The sequence below is a fragment of the Plantibacter sp. lyk4-40-MEA-4 genome (assembly GCF_030209415.1).
GTDB lineage: Bacteria > Actinomycetota > Actinomycetes > Actinomycetales > Microbacteriaceae > Plantibacter > Plantibacter flavus_A.
The window spans coordinates 59,896-74,622 of the sequence record NZ_JARVSA010000007.1 but is presented as its reverse complement, the minus strand read 5'-3'; the positions used below and the strand labels follow the sequence as shown (position 1 = coordinate 74,622).

The 14,727-nt window shown below is 69.0% G+C and carries 14 protein-coding genes; 4 read left to right on the top strand and 10 right to left on the bottom strand.

From position 1 onward, the window contains the following. Positions 1-34: 34 nt before the first annotated feature. From QRN44_RS13680 to QRN44_RS13645, 8 genes are all read right to left on the bottom strand, one after another. Positions 35-1,327, bottom strand: coding sequence for a thymidine phosphorylase (locus QRN44_RS13680; RefSeq protein ID WP_121291929.1), 1,293 nt, complete (start codon positions 1,325-1,327; stop codon positions 35-37). Further along, entirely contained in the window at positions 1,324-1,743 is a 420-nt protein-coding gene (locus tag QRN44_RS13675; RefSeq protein ID WP_064294834.1) for a cytidine deaminase, read from the bottom strand. The genes QRN44_RS13680 and QRN44_RS13675 overlap by 4 nt, the downstream gene beginning before the upstream one ends. 2 nt (positions 1,744-1,745) lie before the next feature. Next, positions 1,746-3,047 carry an ABC transporter permease gene (locus tag QRN44_RS13670; RefSeq protein WP_064294833.1) on the bottom strand — a complete coding sequence of 434 codons (1,302 nt, stop codon included), beginning with the start codon at positions 3,045-3,047 and terminating at the stop codon, positions 1,746-1,748. Continuing rightward, on the bottom strand, positions 3,044-4,330 hold the full coding sequence (locus QRN44_RS13665) for an ABC transporter permease (RefSeq protein WP_285039395.1): 1,287 nt from the start codon (positions 4,328-4,330) through the stop codon (positions 3,044-3,046). Before QRN44_RS13665 ends, QRN44_RS13670 begins: the two co-directional genes overlap by 4 nt. Further along, on the bottom strand, positions 4,327-5,841 hold the full coding sequence (locus QRN44_RS13660; RefSeq protein ID WP_285039394.1) for an ABC transporter ATP-binding protein: 1,515 nt from the start codon (positions 5,839-5,841) through the stop codon (positions 4,327-4,329). The genes QRN44_RS13665 and QRN44_RS13660 overlap by 4 nt, the downstream gene beginning before the upstream one ends. Positions 5,842-5,981: 140 nt before the next feature. After that, on the bottom strand, positions 5,982-7,088 hold the full coding sequence (locus QRN44_RS13655; protein WP_064294831.1) for a BMP family lipoprotein: 1,107 nt from the start codon (positions 7,086-7,088) through the stop codon (positions 5,982-5,984). 251 nt (positions 7,089-7,339) lie between these two features. Next, on the bottom strand, positions 7,340-7,690 hold the full coding sequence (locus QRN44_RS13650) for a VOC family protein (protein WP_175118194.1): 351 nt from the start codon (positions 7,688-7,690) through the stop codon (positions 7,340-7,342). Positions 7,691-7,790: 100 nt separating this feature from the next. Further along, positions 7,791-9,491 carry an ABC-F family ATP-binding cassette domain-containing protein gene (locus tag QRN44_RS13645; RefSeq protein WP_285039393.1) on the bottom strand — a complete coding sequence of 567 codons (1,701 nt, stop codon included), beginning with the start codon at positions 9,489-9,491 and terminating at the stop codon, positions 7,791-7,793. Between the two features lie 263 nt (positions 9,492-9,754). Between QRN44_RS13645 and QRN44_RS13640 the strand changes: the two genes are divergently transcribed. After that, positions 9,755-10,765, top strand: a complete 1,011-nt coding sequence (locus tag QRN44_RS13640) for a LasA N-terminal domain-containing protein (RefSeq protein WP_285039392.1) — start codon at positions 9,755-9,757, stop codon at positions 10,763-10,765. Between the two features lie 40 nt (positions 10,766-10,805). Here QRN44_RS13640 and QRN44_RS13635 read toward each other — a convergent pair whose 3' ends face one another. After that, positions 10,806-11,294: a hypothetical protein gene (locus QRN44_RS13635; RefSeq protein WP_079002879.1), complete on the bottom strand. Its 489-nt coding sequence runs from the start codon at positions 11,292-11,294 to the stop codon at positions 10,806-10,808. A 13-nt stretch (positions 11,295-11,307) separates the two neighbouring features. After that, on the bottom strand, positions 11,308-12,423 hold the full coding sequence (locus QRN44_RS13630; RefSeq protein WP_064294827.1) for a mannose-1-phosphate guanylyltransferase: 1,116 nt from the start codon (positions 12,421-12,423) through the stop codon (positions 11,308-11,310). 107 nt (positions 12,424-12,530) lie between these two features. Between QRN44_RS13630 and corA the strand changes: the two genes are divergently transcribed. The 3 genes from corA to QRN44_RS13615 all read left to right on the top strand — a co-directional run bounded on the left by corA (position 12,531) and on the right by QRN44_RS13615 (position 14,724). Next, positions 12,531-13,655, top strand: a complete 1,125-nt coding sequence (corA, locus tag QRN44_RS13625) for a magnesium/cobalt transporter CorA (protein ID WP_071262530.1) — start codon at positions 12,531-12,533, stop codon at positions 13,653-13,655. Positions 13,656-13,849: 194 nt separating this feature from the next. Further along, positions 13,850-14,278 (top strand): succinate dehydrogenase, cytochrome b556 subunit, encoded by a 429-nt coding sequence (gene sdhC, locus QRN44_RS13620; protein ID WP_255376691.1) that lies wholly within the window; start codon positions 13,850-13,852, stop codon positions 14,276-14,278. Continuing rightward, on the top strand, positions 14,278-14,724 hold the full coding sequence (locus QRN44_RS13615) for a succinate dehydrogenase hydrophobic membrane anchor subunit (protein WP_064294824.1): 447 nt from the start codon (positions 14,278-14,280) through the stop codon (positions 14,722-14,724). The genes sdhC and QRN44_RS13615 overlap by 1 nt, the downstream gene beginning before the upstream one ends. Positions 14,725-14,727: the final 3 nt, after the last annotated feature.

The window sequence follows — 14,727 nt, the reverse complement described above, 5'->3', positions numbered from 1 at the left end:
GAGGACCGGGCGACGGACTGAGCGTCTGCGGCTGTCAGGCCTCGATGCGGGCCCGGACGATGGGGCCGCGCGGTGGCGCGGTGTCCTCGATCGTGTAGGCACCCTCGAGAGCCTCGAGCGCCCGCGGGAAGCGGGCGGCGTCGTCGGCGCTCAGCGTGAAGAGCGGCTGTCCGGCCCGGACCTCGTCACCCGGCTTCGCGTGCAGGTCGATGCCCGCCGCGTGGATGACCGGGTCCTGCTGCCTGGCCCGACCGGCACCGAGGCGCCAGGCCGCGATGCCGAACGGCAGTGCCTCCTGCGTCGCCAGCACGCCGTCGCGCGACGCCGTGACGACGTGCGTCTCCTTGGCGACCGGCAGCGGTGCGTCCGGGTCGCCGTCCTGTGCGCGGATCATGCGCTTCCAGACGTCCATGGCCCGACCGTCCGCGAGGGCGCCCTCGACGTCCGCGTCCGGCTGCCCGGCGAGGGTCAGCATCTCCCGCGCGAGGGCGAGCGTCAGCTCGACGACGTCCGCCGGACCACCACCCGCCAGGACCTCGACGGACTCGCGCACCTCGTTCGCGTTGCCGATCGCGAGGCCGAGCGGGACGTTCATGTCCGTCAACAGCGCGGTCGTCGCCACACCGGCGTCCGTCCCGAGCGCGACCATCGTGCGCGCCAGTTCCTCGGCGCGCTCGTAGTCCTGCATGAAGGCGCCGGAGCCGAACTTGACGTCGAGGACGAGCGCCCCGGTGCCTTCGGCGATCTTCTTCGACATGATGCTCGACGCGATGAGCGGGATCGCCTCGACCGTGCCCGTCGTGTCGCGCAGGGCGTACAGGCGCTTGTCCGCCGGGGCGAGACCGGAACCGGCGGCGCAGATGACCGCGCCGACGTCCGCCAGCTGCGCCATCATCTCGTCGTTCGTCAGCGCCGCGCGCCATCCCGGGATGCTCTCGAGCTTGTCGAGCGTCCCACCCGTGTGCCCGAGCCCGCGGCCCGACAGCTGCGGCACCGCGACGCCGAACACGGCGACGAGCGGGGCGAGCGGCAGGGTGATCTTGTCGCCCACGCCGCCGGTCGAGTGCTTGTCCGAGGTCGGCTTGTCGAGCGACGCGAAGCTCATCCGCTCACCGCTCGCGATCATCGCCATCGTGAGGTCGCGGATCTCGCGCCGCTCCATGCCGTTCAGCAGGATCGCCATCGCCAGCGCCGACATCTGCTCGTCGGCGACGTAGCCCCGGGTGAAGGCGTCGATCAGCCAGTCGATCTCCGGCGTCGACAGCTCACCGCGGTCGCGCTTCGTGCGGATGAGGTCGACGACGTCGAATGCTTCTACGGAACTCATGCGTGGTACTCCTCGAGTTGACGTGGTCCGAAAGCGTCCGGCAGGACCTCGTCGATGGTGCGGATGCCGGAGACGGTGTCGAGCAGCATGCCCGCCGTCGAGTGTTCGTACAGCAGCTGTCGGCAACGGCCGCACGGCATGAGGCGTTCGCCCTTGCCGTCGACGCAGGCGAACGCCACGAGGCGTCCTCCGCCCGACATGTGGAGCGCGGAGACGAGCGCGCACTCGGCGCACAGCGTCAGACCGTAGCTGGCGTTCTCGACGTTGCAGCCGGAGATGATCCGGCCGTCGTCCACGAGGGCAGCCGCGCCGACCGGGAAACGGCTGTAGGGCACGTAGGCGTGACCCATCGCCTCCCGGGCCGCGGTGTGCAGCGCCTCCCAGTCGACGGGTGGCGTGGTCGTCGTGTCGCTCACGGTCAGCCCTTCACGTAGGGCTTGCCGGCGGCCGCCGGTCCGCGGGAGATGCCGACGAGTCCGGCGACCGCGAAGATCGTCACGACGTACGGCAGCATGAGCATGAACGCGCTCGGCACCGGGGAGCCGATGGCGCTCAGCGCGAACTGGAGGTTCTGCGTGAAGCCGAACAGCAGCGCGGCGAGGGTCGCCTTGAGCGGGTCCCAGCGTCCGAAGATGACCGCCGCGAGTGCGATGTAGCCGGCACCCGCCGTCATCTCCTTGTTGAACGCACCGACCGAGCCCAGGGTGAAGTAGGCCCCACCGAGGCCGACGATCGCGCCCGCGAGCGCGACGTTCCAGAAGCGCGTCCGGTTCACGTTGATGCCCACGGTGTCGGCCGCCTGCGGGTGCTCCCCCACGGCGCGCAGGCGGAGGCCCCAGCGCGTGTAGAACAGGCAGAAGAACACCACGGCCACGGCGATGTACATCAGGTAGATGATGATCGTCTGGCGGAACAGCACGGGTCCGATGAGCGGGATCTCGCTGAGGATCGGGATGTTGATCCGGGGGAACTTCGGCGGGCTGTTGAAGAGCGCCTCGTTCTTCGTGAGCACCTGCGAGTACAGGAAGCTCGTCAAGCCGACGACGAGGACGTTGAGCACGACACCGACGATGACCTGGTCGACGAGGTACTTGATCGAGAACGCCGCGAGCAGGAAGCTCACGAGCGTCCCGGCGATCATCGCCGCGACGAGCCCGAGGAAGGCGTTCCCCGTCACCGAGGCGACGAAGGCGGACGAGAACGCGCCGGCGAGCAGCTGTCCCTCGATCGCGATGTTCACGACGCCGACCCGCTCGGAGATGACGCCGCCGAGCGCGCCGAAGATGAGCGGGACGCTCAGCGCGACCGTGCCGAGCAGGAGCCCGGTGATCGGGATCGCCTTGCCCGCGGCGGCCCACGACAGGAACCCGACCATGAACAGCACCCCGAACACGGTGATGAGCCAGAGCGGGATCTTCTTGCCCGTCGTGACGAGGTACGCGCTCAGCGCCGCGATGGCGGCCAGGAGGATCGTGACGACGATGCCGGTGACCGTGGACGGGAGCACGACCGTCGGCAGTTGGATGACGTCGCCGTCACTGGAGAGCCGGAACGTGCTGTTGCCGTCGCGGTGCCAGATGACGAACAACAGGAACGCGATGACGGTGAAGATCCCGAACGCGATCGGAGCCTTCCAGCTGCGGACGACGACCGTCTCGAGGACGATCGGGGCGTCGGGAGCCGGCTGCGGCGTCTGCTTGTCGAGCGTGAATCCACTCATGCGGACACCTCCTTCTTGGCGGAGCGACGCGTTCGGCGCGTCGAACCGTCGGGCTTCGGCAGGAAGAAGATCGCCCGCACGAGCGGCGGAGCCGCGATGAACAGCACGATGAGCGCCTGGAGGACGAGCACGATGTCGATCGGCACGTTCACGCCCTGGGTGGCCTGCATGGAGTACCCGCCGGCCTTGAGTGCACCGAACAGGATGCCGGCGATGAGGATGCCGCCCGGCCGACTGCGTCCGAGCAGCGCGACGGTGATGGCGTCGAAGCCGATGCCGGCGTCGATGCCGTTGTCGAACCCGGAGGTCACCGTTCCGAGCACCTGCGAGACGCCGGCGAGACCGATCAGTCCGCCGGAGAGCAGCATGGCGTACACGTAGGTGTTCTTCACGTCGATACCCGCGACGCGCGCGGCGTTCGGGTTCTCACCGACCGCTCGGAAGCGGAACCCGATCGACGACCGGCTGAACAACCACCACACGAACACGACCGCGAGGATCGCGATGAGGAAGCCGGCGTGCAGGTTGTAGCGGTCACCGAGGAGCTTCGGCAACACCGCGTTCGGTGCCATCGCAGCGCTCTTCGGCACGTTCGAGCCGGGAGCCTGCAACAGCCCCTGCGTGGAGAGCATGAAGGTGATGAGGTAGAACGCGACGTAGTTGAGCATGATCGTGATGATCACCTCGTGCGCACCGGTGCGGGCCTTCAGGACACCGACGATGCCGCCCCAGAACGCGCCACCGATGATGCCGGCGGCGATCGCGACGAGCAGGTGCACCACGGGCGGGAGGTCGAGCGTGAAGCCGACCCATCCGGCGCAGGCGGCGGCGATGAGCATCTGACCACGCCCACCGATGTTGAACATGCCGACCCGGAACGCCAGGCCGACACCGAGTCCGGCGAGGATCAGCGGGGTCGCGAAGGTCAGCGTCTCCGTCAGCGGGCGGATGCCGTTCAGGAAGTCCGGGCGCTTGAAGTTGTAGATCGACCCTTGGAAGAGCGCGCCGTACGCACCGGTCGCCGACTGCCAGACCGCCGCGATGGTGTCGCCCGGGCGCGCGAAGAAGTACCCGGCGGCGGTGTGGACCTTCGGATCGGTCAGCGCGATGAGGATCGCACCGACGACCATCGCCAGGATGACGGCGAGGATCGAGATGACGATGCTCGAGTTGAGGATCTCGGCGAGCACCTTGTTCGAGCGCGGCTGGGTCGTGTCGGGCTTCGCCTCACCCGGTGCCACCGGCTGGACCGTTCCGGGCGGGGTGTGGGACGTCTCGCTCATGCTGCTGCTCCTGCCGGGAGTTCGCCGGCCATCATGAGGCCGAGGACCTCTCTGGGGGTCGATGCCGGGACGATCCCGACGATGCCGCCGCGGTACATGACGGCGATGCGGTCGGCGAGCGCGACGACCTCGTCGAGCTCGGTCGACACGACGATGACGGGGATGCCTGCGTCGCGCGTGGCGACGATGCGCTTGTGCACGAACTCGATCGAGCCGACGTCGATGCCGCGGGTCGGCTGTGCGGCGACGAACAGCCGCAGCTCACGGCTGAGCTCACGGGCGAGGACGACCTTCTGCTGGTTGCCGCCGGACAGGGAGCCTGCCGGCGATTCGATGCCCTGCGACCGGACGTCGAACTCCTGCGACTTCTCGCGGGCGAACTCGTCGCGGAACCCCCGCTGGACGTTGCCGCCCTTCACGAAGGGCGCACCGGTCGATCGGTCCAGCATGAGGTTCTCGGCGATCGTGAACTGTTTGACGAGCCCGTCCTCGGACCGGTCCTCGGGCACGAACCCGACGCCGGCGTCGAGCACCTTCCGTGGGGTGGACCCGACGAGTTCGACGCCGTCGAGCTTGATGCTGCCCTTGGTGTGCGGCTGCAGCCCGAGGATCGCCTCGGTGAGCTCGGTCTGTCCGTTGCCCTGCACGCCGGCGATGGCGAGCACCTCGCCCTCGCGCACCTCGAAGCTGACGCCGTTGACGACGAGCTGGCCGAGGTGGTCGACGACGGACAGGTCCTGCACGATGAAGGTGGTGTCGCCGAGGTTCGGCGCCTCCTTGTGGACCGTGAGCTCGACGGGACGCCCGACCATGAGGGACGCCAGCTCGGCGTTCGTCGCGGTGGGCGAGGCCTCGCCGACGACCTTGCCGAGGCGGATGACGGTGATGCGGTCGGCGACTTCGCGGACCTCGCGCAGCTTGTGGGTGATGAAGACGATGGACGTCCCCTCCTCCTTGAGCTGCTTCATGATCGCCATGAGCTCGTCCGTCTCCTGCGGCGTGAGCACGGCGGTGGGCTCGTCGAAGACGAGGACGTTGGCGTTGCGGGACAGCGCCTTGACGATCTCGACGCGCTGCTGCACCCCGACCGGGAGGTCGCCGACGATGGCGTCCGGATCGAGGCTGAAGCCGAACCGCTCGGAGATGTCGATGACGAGCTTGCGGGCCGCGGCGACGTCGAGGCGGCCACCGCCCTTGGTCTGCTCGTGGCCGAGCATGACGTTCTCGGCGACGGTGAAGACGGGGATGAGCATGAAGTGCTGGTGCACCATGCCGATGCCTGCGCCCATGGCGTCGCCAGGGCCCTGGAAGTGCTGGACGACGTCGTCCAGGAGGATCTCGCCCTCGTCGGCCTGATACAGGCCGTACAGGACGTTCATGAGGGTGGACTTGCCGGCACCGTTCTCGCCGAGGAGACAGTGGATCTCCCCCGGTTCGACGGTGAGGTCGATGTGGTCGTTGGCGGTGAGTGCGCCGAACCGTTTGGTGATGCCGCGGAGCTCGAGCTTCATGGGTCCCAATCTAGTCACGTGTCGGATGTCGGCACAGGCGGTCGGGATCGCCGTCCGACCGTGCCGCGGACAAAGCGAGGGGAGGTCGCGGATCGCGACCTCCCCCCGGAGTCCCGGGCGATGGCCCGGGTGAAGAGGGACTACTTGACGGGCGAGGAGACCGAGGTCGCCTTGATGGAACCGTCGATGATCCCCTGCTTGATCGTGTCGAGTTCGTCGGCCAGGGTCGGCGAGACCTTGGACTCGAAGTCGTGGAACGGCGCGATGCCGACGCCCTCGTTCTCGAGGGTGCCGATGTACGCGGCGGCGTCGAACTTGCCGCCACCCGCCTCGGTCACGACGTCGCCGACGCCGGCCTTCATGTCCTTCAGGACGGAGGTGAGGAAGAGGTTGCCGGTGTCCGCGTTCGTGACGAACAGGTCGGCGTCGACACCGACCATCGCGATGTCCTTACCGGTCTCCTGGATCTCGGCGATCGCGCTCAGGAAGATCGGGCCACCGACGGGCATGAGCACATCGGCGTTCTGGTCGATGAGCGTGCGGGCGAGCTGCTTCGCGGTGTCGTTGGCCTCGAAGCCACCGGTGAACGAACCGGTCTGAGCTGCGACGTCCCAACCGACGACCTGGACGCTCTTGCCCTTCTGCTCGTTGTAGTACGCGACGCCCTCGGCGAAGCCGTCCATGAAGATCTGGACGGACGGGAAGGGCTGGCCGCCGAAGGTGCCGACGACGCCGGTCTTCGAGTAGTCGGCCGCTGCGTAGCCGGCGAGGAAGGCGGCCTGGACGGTGTCGAACAGGATCGGCTTGATGTTCGGGGCGTCGACCTTGCCGTCGAAGTCGTTGTCGGCGGCGTCGTCGATGATCGCGTAGTCGATGTCGGGGTTCGCGAGTGCGGCCGTGACGGTGTCGGCGGAGAGGGCGAAGCCGACGCTGACGATGAGCGAGCAGCCCTGGTCGGCCAGGCTCTGCAGGTTCGGCTTGTAGTCGTCGGCCTTGTCGGACTGGACGGTGATGGGCTCGACGCCGAGCTCCTTCGCCGCCTCGGTCAGACCCTCGTAGCCGAGCTGGTTGAACGACTTGTCGGTGAAGCCACCGGCGTCGGAGACCATGCACGGGAGGAAGTCGGATGCGGCACCGGTCGAGTCGCCGTCGCCGGTGCTGGGAGCCGATGCGCAGCCGGCGAGCAGTGCCATGAGACCGACGCCGGCGATTGCGCCCGCAGCGGCCTTCCGAGTTGAGATTGCCAAGGTAGCCTCCAAGATGCAGCCCCGCGGGTCACGGGGCGTATGGGGTTACGTTACCCAATGCGACGACTGCCGGACGGACGATCCCGGCTTCGCGACCGAAGCGTTACAGAACGGTGGCACCGGCGTCATCCGCCGGAAACACGGCGATGCGCAGACGCGCATCACCGGACCGCGCTCCTGCGCACGTGAGCAGGACGGACCCGGGCGTCGGATGCGTCTTGCGCATCGGGTGTTCGCGTGCCGCGGCCGGATCAGCGCTGCACGACGCAGAACAGGTTGCCGTCGGGATCCGAGAGGACCACGTAGTCGGCGTCCTCCTCGTACTCCCAATCCACGGGACCGGCGCCCAAGCCGAGCAACCGCTCGACCTCGGCCTCGCGGTCGTCGGCGAAGAGGTCGAGGTGGTGCCGCCGACGGTCCTCCGCGCGCGAGGAGACGAGCATGAGGGACAGCTGCACGCCGTCGCCGTCGCGGGGGACGAGCGAGGCCCAGTCGTCCTGCGGTTCGTCTCGAGGGACGTAGTCGAGCGCCCGGGTCCAGAAGGCGACACCGCGCGCGATGTCCTGCACGCCCCACACCGGGGCTCCGATCGAAAGACTCATGCCCGTATCCTCCCGGCGTCGGGGCGTGCGCGCACGGGCTTGACGGCGACGGGCGGAGGAGTCGAGGTCGGACGGCCCACCGCTCCCCCACCCGGCGTCATCACCCGAGTCGGAGCCGGTCGCCGGTCCAGCGCCGACGGAGCCACCGGTCGTGGCTCGCGATGACGACCGCACCCGGGTAATCGCCCAGCGCGTCCTCGAGCTCCGTCGCGAGCGCGAGCGACAGGTGGTTCGTCGGCTCGTCCAGGAGGAACAGATGCGGAGGCCTCGCGATGATGAGCGCCAAGGCCAGACGGCGCTGCTGCCCGACGGAGAGCCGACCGATCGGACGGTCGAGATCGCGAAGCGCCAGGAGCCCGAGACCTGCGAGCGGGGTGCGCGCTGCACGCGCCTCGCCGAGCGTCCGGTCGTAGACCTCCCGAGGTGATCGATCCGCATCCGGGAACGCGACGTCCTGCTCGAGGAGCCCCACCCGGAGCCCCTTCCGCCGGAGGAGGGTCCCCGTATCGAGACGCAGCGAACCGGCGAGCACCGACAGGAGCGTCGACTTCCCCGAACCGTTCGCCCCAGTGACCAGCACGCGCGACCGGGGCGCCAGCTGCAGGCGTTCGAGGTGCAGCCGGCCGTCGACGCGGGCGTCGGCGAGGTCGAGCAGCTGCTCCCCCTCGTCGAGGACCGTCGAGCCGCTCGGGATCCCTGCGAACGAGAGTCGGCGAGGCGGGCGCCGCACCTGCTCGCGCTCGAGGACCTCGAGTCGGAGCTGCGCGTTCCGCACCCGCCGACTGATCTGCTGCTCGACGCGGTCGCCTCGCATGCCGAACGCCATCCGGTTGTTGTCGCGGATGCCCCGATCGTGGTTGATCCGCGGGGCCACGTCGTGCACCGCGGACGCGAGCCGTCGCAGCTCGGCCTGCTCCTCCTCGTAACGCGTCGACCACCGGTCGAGTTCTGCGGCCTTCCAGCCGAGGTACTCACTGAACGGCCCGCCGAACTCCACGACGGGTGATGCCTCGCCGACGGGGACCGGGCGGGACGGATCGATGTCAACGAGCCCCGTCGCCACCTCGTCCAGGAAGGCGCGGTCGTGGCTCGCGAAGAGCACCGGGCCCGGCCACTCCGACAGGTGGCCGCGGAGGAAGGCGACCGCCTCGTCGTCCAGATGGTTGGTCGGCTCGTCGAGCAGCAGTGCGGTCGGTCTGGCGACGAGGAGCGCGGCGAGGGCGAAGCGGGATCGCTGTCCCCCGCTCACCTCACCGAGTCGTCGCGACCGTTCGATCCCGGTGATACCGAGGCCGTCGACGACCGCGTCCAACCGGGCGTCCGCCGTCCAGACGTCCGCGCGTTCCGCCGCATCGAGCGCGGCGGCGTACCGCTGCTCGGCGGAACCGTCACCGGCGGTACCCCGCTCACCGAGTGACGCCGCCGACGTCTCGAGCTCCCGCTCGACGGCCCGGACCTCGCCGAGCGCCTGCTCCAGCAGCTCGCCGACCGTCGTGTCCTGCGGGAGTTCGAGTTCCTGCATGAGGATGCCGGTGCGCACCGGGCGGACGGCCTCGCCGTCGTCCGGCTCGTCGATCCCGGCGAGGATGCGCAGCAGCGTGGACTTCCCCGCGCCGTTCTCGCCGATCAGGCCGAGACGGTCTCCGGCCGACACGACGAGGTCGACGTCGCGCAACACGACGCGGTCGCCGTAGGAGCGGGTGACGCCGTCGGCGCGGAGCTGCTGGATGTCGATGGATCGCCCGAACCTCGAAGCGGTGCGGCGGTGGACTGGTGTCGCGTGGGTCATGGGTGCTCGCATGGAGGCCCCTTTCGAGATGGGGCACGCCGCGTACGGTCGTCGTCCGACACGTCAGGAGCGAGCGCTGGGCTCGAACTCCTGGGCGGACCTGGAAGCGTCTGGCGTACCTCGATGGATTCCCGCCGGGCACATCACGTTCGTGATGGTCTGCCGCAGGCGCGGGACGTCGATTCGCTCAGTTCTTCACAGTGCCTTCAGGCTATCCGTCGGTTGTCGGCCGCCGCAAGCCCTGCACGTCACCGGTCCCGATTAGGCTGGTCGTCATGCGTGCTCCGTCGGTCCCCTCGCCCGCGCGGCGTCGCCGTGCGCACCGATCGGCCGCGGCCTCGCTGCTCGCCGCGCTCGGTATCGGTGCGCTCGTCGCACTCGGCGCACTGCCGACCACGCCGGCGACCGCGGCCGCTGCGAGCTTGCAGCTGAGCCGGACGCAGACGACGCCGACGCCCACCCCGAGTCCCTCGCCGACCACGCCCTCGACGGCGACCCCGAAGCCGACGAAGCCGGCCACGCCGGCTCCCGGCAAACCCACCCAGCCGGCGCCGCCCACGGTCCGCGGCACGGACTTCGACCCGGGCGAGATCATCAGCGACGCGAACTTCTACGACGCGAACGCCATGAGCGAGGCTGACGTCCAGGCGTTCTTCGCCTCCCAGCCCTGTACCCCGAAAGACGGCGTGCCGTGCCTGGCGGACTTCCGTGCCAGCACCGAGTCCGTCCCGGCGGCCGAGCCCGGACACTGCGAGGCCTACCGCGGCGCCGTGAACGAGTCGGCGGCGAGGATCGTCGCGAAGGTCGCCCACGCGTGTGGGATCAACCCCAAGGTGCTGCTCGTCCTCATGCAGAAGGAGCAGTCGCTCATCACCGGGCCGAGCGAATACGGCTACGCGCGCGCCATGGGCTGGGGCTGTCCCGACACCGGCCCGAACTTCAGCGCGAGCTGCGACGCGGACTACTTCGGGTTCCAGAACCAGGTCTACCGTTCCGCATGGCAGTTCCGGCAGTACACGCTGTACCCGCTCAACGTGCCGGGTGAGTCCTACCAGCGGGCGTATCACCTGGGATCGGTCTACATCCAGTACAGCCCCGACGCTGCCTGCGGCGGCACCCAGGTCGACATCCGCAACCAGGCGACGGCCAACCTCTACCTCTACACGCCGTACCAACCGAACCCCGCAGCCCTCGCGAACGTCTCGGGCACGGGCGACGCCTGCAGCGCCTACGGCAACCGCAACTTCTGGCGGCTCTACACGGAGTGGTTCGGCCCCGCGGTCTGATCGCCCCGTCGGTCCGCTCGTTCTCGGGCGAACGGACGGGTCACTCGCCGATGAGGAGTGAGACGCGGTCGTCGAGGTAGGCGTCGAGCGGGGTGAGCCCGAGGTCGTGCCCGGCCCAGCGGAGCATGACCGCGTCGTCGACGAGGCGCAACGGACCCGAACCCTCCCGGAGTGACGCCTCGTCCAGCGCGAGCTCGACGACCTCGAAGTTGACGACGTCGCCTTCGGCGAACGGGCCGCGGTGCGCCGCCTGCTGCGCGATCCGACGGTGCTCGACCTCAGAGGAGCGGTGGTTGAACCACTTCGGCTCCACCGCCCGAGTGGACTCGGCCGCGGTGAAGAGGCGACCGTCGGCCGAGAGCAGGACGACCCCGAGGCGCCACGCCCGGCCGATCGGCCGCAGCGCGGGTGCCCGCTTCACGAGCGGGAGTCCGCGGGGTGTGTAGACCTCCGCCAGAGCCTCGTCACGGACACCTGCGGCCTGGAGACGCGCGCCCGCCTGCAGGAGCAGCTCGCGCAGCGCGGTCACCGACGGTCGCCGATCAGAGGACGTCGTCGCGACCGGACAGCTTGAGGGCGTCGACGACGCTCTTCACCCGCTGCGCGTTGGCACTCGTGGTGACGAGCAGCGCGTCCGGGGTGTCGACGACGACGATGTCCTGCACGCCGATGAGGCTGATGACCCGACCGGTCTGGCTGACGACGATGCCGCTGGAAGCGTCCGAGAGCACGCGCGCGTTCTCGCCGAGGATGGCGAGGTCGGACTTGCGCCCACCGGAGTTGAGCTTGGCGAGCGAGGCGAAGTCCCCCACGTCGTCCCAGTCGAAGTGCGCCGGCACGACGGCCATGCGACCGGCGGCCGCGGCGGGCTCCGCCACGGAGTAGTCGATCGCGATCTTCTCGAGCGCCGGCCAGACGCGGTCGACGACCGGTCCGCGGGCCGCCGCGTCGTCCCAGACCTCGGCGAGTTCGAGGAGGCCGGCCAGGAGTTCGGGCTTCTGTCGGCCGATCTCCTCGAGCAGGACGTCGGCCCGCGAGATGAACATCCCGGCGTTCCAGAGGTGCTCGCCGCTCGAGACGTACCGCTTGGCCGTGGCGAGGTCGGGCTTCTCGACGAAGGAGTCGACCAGCATGACCCCTTCGGCTCCGCGGATGCCGAGGTCGCGGGCGCTCTTGATGTAGCCGAACCCGATGGCGGGCTCCGTGGGCTGGATGCCGATCGTGACGATGTAGCGCTCCTCGGCGGCCGTGACGGCCTGGGCGACCGCGGCGCGGAACAGCCGGTCGCCGCGGATCACGTGGTCGGCGGCGAACGAGCCGACGATGACGTCGGGTTCGCGGCGGACGAGGATCGCTGCGGCGAGCCCGATCGCGGCGGTCGAGTCGCGCGGCTCGCTCTCGAGGACCACGTTGGCGTCGGCGAGGTCGGGCAGCTGCTGTTCGACGGCCGCGCGGTGCGCACGCCCGGTGACGACCATGATGCGCTGGTCACCGGCGATCGGCGCGAGGCGGTCCCAGGTCGCGCGCAACAGCGTGCTGCCGGAGCCGGTGAGGTCGTGCAGGAACTTGGGTGCGTCGGCTCGCGAGAGCGGCCACAGACGACTGCCGATGCCGCCGGCCGGGATCACTGCGTAGAAGCGTTCGAGGGGCGTGGTCATCCCCCGAGCGTACCGCCAGGCTCCACCCTGAGGACGACGGCACGGAAGCGTCATCTGACGGGTTTACGATGAGCGCCAGATCGAGCATGAGAAAGAACGGTACGAGCATGGCTGGACGCAACGTCCTCGGGATCCCGATCCCGTCCTTCGGCAGCAAACAGGCTCCCCCGGTCCCCGTCGGTCCGCCGGACGCAGCGGACCTCGACGGCCGCAACAGCATCGTCAACGCCTGCATCTACCGCCACGGATCCCGCAGCTCGACGCTCACCTCGCTCGAGGACACCTTCCGCGCACTTCATGAGACCCCGGACGGCGTCGCGTGGATCGGGCTCTACCGGCCCGACGCGGGCGAGCTCGGCGTCCTGGCGGCGGAGTTCGGTCTCCACCCGCTCGCCGTCGAGGACGCCATCACCGCGCACCAGCGGCCGAAGATCGAGCGGTACGACGACGTCCTGTTCGTCGTCCTCCGGGCCGCCAACTACGTCGACGAGACCGAGACCGTCGAGTTCGGCGAACTGCACGTCTTCGTCGGCCCGAACTTCGTCATCACGCTGCGGCACGCCGAGTCCCCCGACCTCTCGCACGTGCGGGCGCGGATGGAGCAGGAGCACGAACTCCTCGCCTACGGTCCGCAGGCCATCCTGTACGCCATCATCGACGCCGTCGTCGACGGCTACGGCCCGGTGGTCGCCGGGCTCTCGAACGACATCGACGAGATCGAGGAGCAGGTCTTCGTCGGCGAGTCCCAGGTCTCCCGCCGGATCTACCAGCTCTCCCGCGAGGTCATCGCCTTCGAGCGGGCGACGCATCCGCTCAGCGATGTGATGCTGTCGCTCGAACAGGGCAGCGCGAAGTACGGCGTCGCCGACGAACTGCAACGCGGCCTCCGCGACGTCGCCGACCACCTCACGAGCGTCAACCAGCGGATCGACGCCTACCGGGAGCTGTTGCGCGACATCCTGACCGTGAACAGCACCCTCGTCGGTCAACGCCAGAACGAGGAGATGGCGAAGATGACCGAGGCGAGCCTCAAGCAGGGCGACGAGGTGAAGAAGATCTCCTCCTGGGCCGCCATCCTGTTCGGCCCGAGTCTCATCGCGGGGATCTACGGCATGAACTTCACCCACATGCCGGAGTTGTCGTGGTGGTTCGGCTACCCGATGGCGCTCGCGCTCATGGCCACCACGAGCGTCATCCTCTACAAGGTGTTCAAACGTCGGAACTGGTTGTGAACACCCGGTGTCGCCCGGTCGTCGCGCAGATGTCCGGCCTCTCTCGACGTCGAGACAGTTAGGCCAGCCTTAGCGGCGGGACGGCGCATCCCCCGCCTACACTTGGTCCAGCGCGCCGATTCGACGCACGGCAGGCAACAACCCCCGCACGGCAGAACGATCTGCCGCAGATAGCGACTATCAGGGAGGACCTCGTGACCGCGAGTCTCACGCGAACGTCACCGTTGGAATCCACGACATCCAAACGCCCGGCCGGCACCCTGTACCGGGGCCGTGAGGGCATGTGGTCGTGGGTGCTCCACCGGATCACCGGCGTCGCCATCTTCTTCTTCCTCCTCGTGCACGTCCTCGACACCGCGCTGGTGCGGGTCTCCCCCGAGGCGTACAACGCGGTCATCGGCACGTACAAGAACCCCATCATGGGGCTCGGTGAGGTCGCGCTCGTCGCCGCCATCGCCTACCACGCGTACAACGGCATCCGCATCATCCTCATCGACTTCTGGTCGAAGGGCACCAAGTACCAGCGGCCCATGTTCTGGATCGTCATCGGTCTCTGGGTCGTGACGATGCTGGGCTTCACGCCGCGCCACCTGATCAACGTGTTCAGCGAGATGGGCCACTGATGACGACGATCGCCGCTCCCCGCACCCCCGCTCGTCCCGCGCGCCGCAAGGGCGTCAACTGGGAGAAGTGGGGCTGGATCTACATGCGCGTCTCCGGCGTGATCCTGCTGGTCCTCATCTTCGGCCACCTGTTCGTCAACCTCATGGTGGGTGACGGCATCAAGGCCATCGACTTCGCCTTCGTCGGCGGCAAGCTCTCGAACCCCTTCTGGCAGTGGTGGGACGTCGCCATGTTGTGGCTCGCGCTGATCCACGGCGGCAACGGCATGCGCACCATCGTCAACGACTACGCCACGGGTCGCACGATCCGCGGCGTCCTCAAGGTCGCGATCCTCGCCGCCGTCACCATCCTCATCATCCTCGGGACCCTGGTCGTCTTCACCTTCGACCCGTGCCCCGCCGGCGCACCTGCAGACCTGCTCGCGTCGTTCTGCCCCGCCAACTGAGCA

Coding starts and splice junctions, on each gene's coding strand:
- QRN44_RS13615 (WP_064294824.1), top strand. CDS start 14,278: ATGACGACGATCGCCGCTCCCCGCACCCCCGCTCGTCCCGCGCGCCGC.
- QRN44_RS13670 (WP_064294833.1), bottom strand. CDS start 3,047: ATGAGTGGATTCACGCTCGACAAGCAGACGCCGCAGCCGGCTCCCGAC.
- corA (WP_071262530.1), top strand. CDS start 12,531: ATGGCTGGACGCAACGTCCTCGGGATCCCGATCCCGTCCTTCGGCAGC.
- QRN44_RS13650 (WP_175118194.1), bottom strand. CDS start 7,690: ATGAGTCTTTCGATCGGAGCCCCGGTGTGGGGCGTGCAGGACATCGCG.
- QRN44_RS13630 (WP_064294827.1), bottom strand. CDS start 12,423: ATGACCACGCCCCTCGAACGCTTCTACGCAGTGATCCCGGCCGGCGGC.
- QRN44_RS13680 (WP_121291929.1), bottom strand. CDS start 1,327: ATGAGTTCCGTAGAAGCATTCGACGTCGTCGACCTCATCCGCACGAAG.
- QRN44_RS13645 (WP_285039393.1), bottom strand. CDS start 9,491: ATGCGAGCACCCATGACCCACGCGACACCAGTCCACCGCCGCACCGCT.
- QRN44_RS13640 (WP_285039392.1), top strand. CDS start 9,755: ATGCGTGCTCCGTCGGTCCCCTCGCCCGCGCGGCGTCGCCGTGCGCAC.
- QRN44_RS13660 (WP_285039394.1), bottom strand. CDS start 5,841: ATGAAGCTCGAGCTCCGCGGCATCACCAAACGGTTCGGCGCACTCACC.
- QRN44_RS13665 (WP_285039395.1), bottom strand. CDS start 4,330: ATGAGCGAGACGTCCCACACCCCGCCCGGAACGGTCCAGCCGGTGGCA.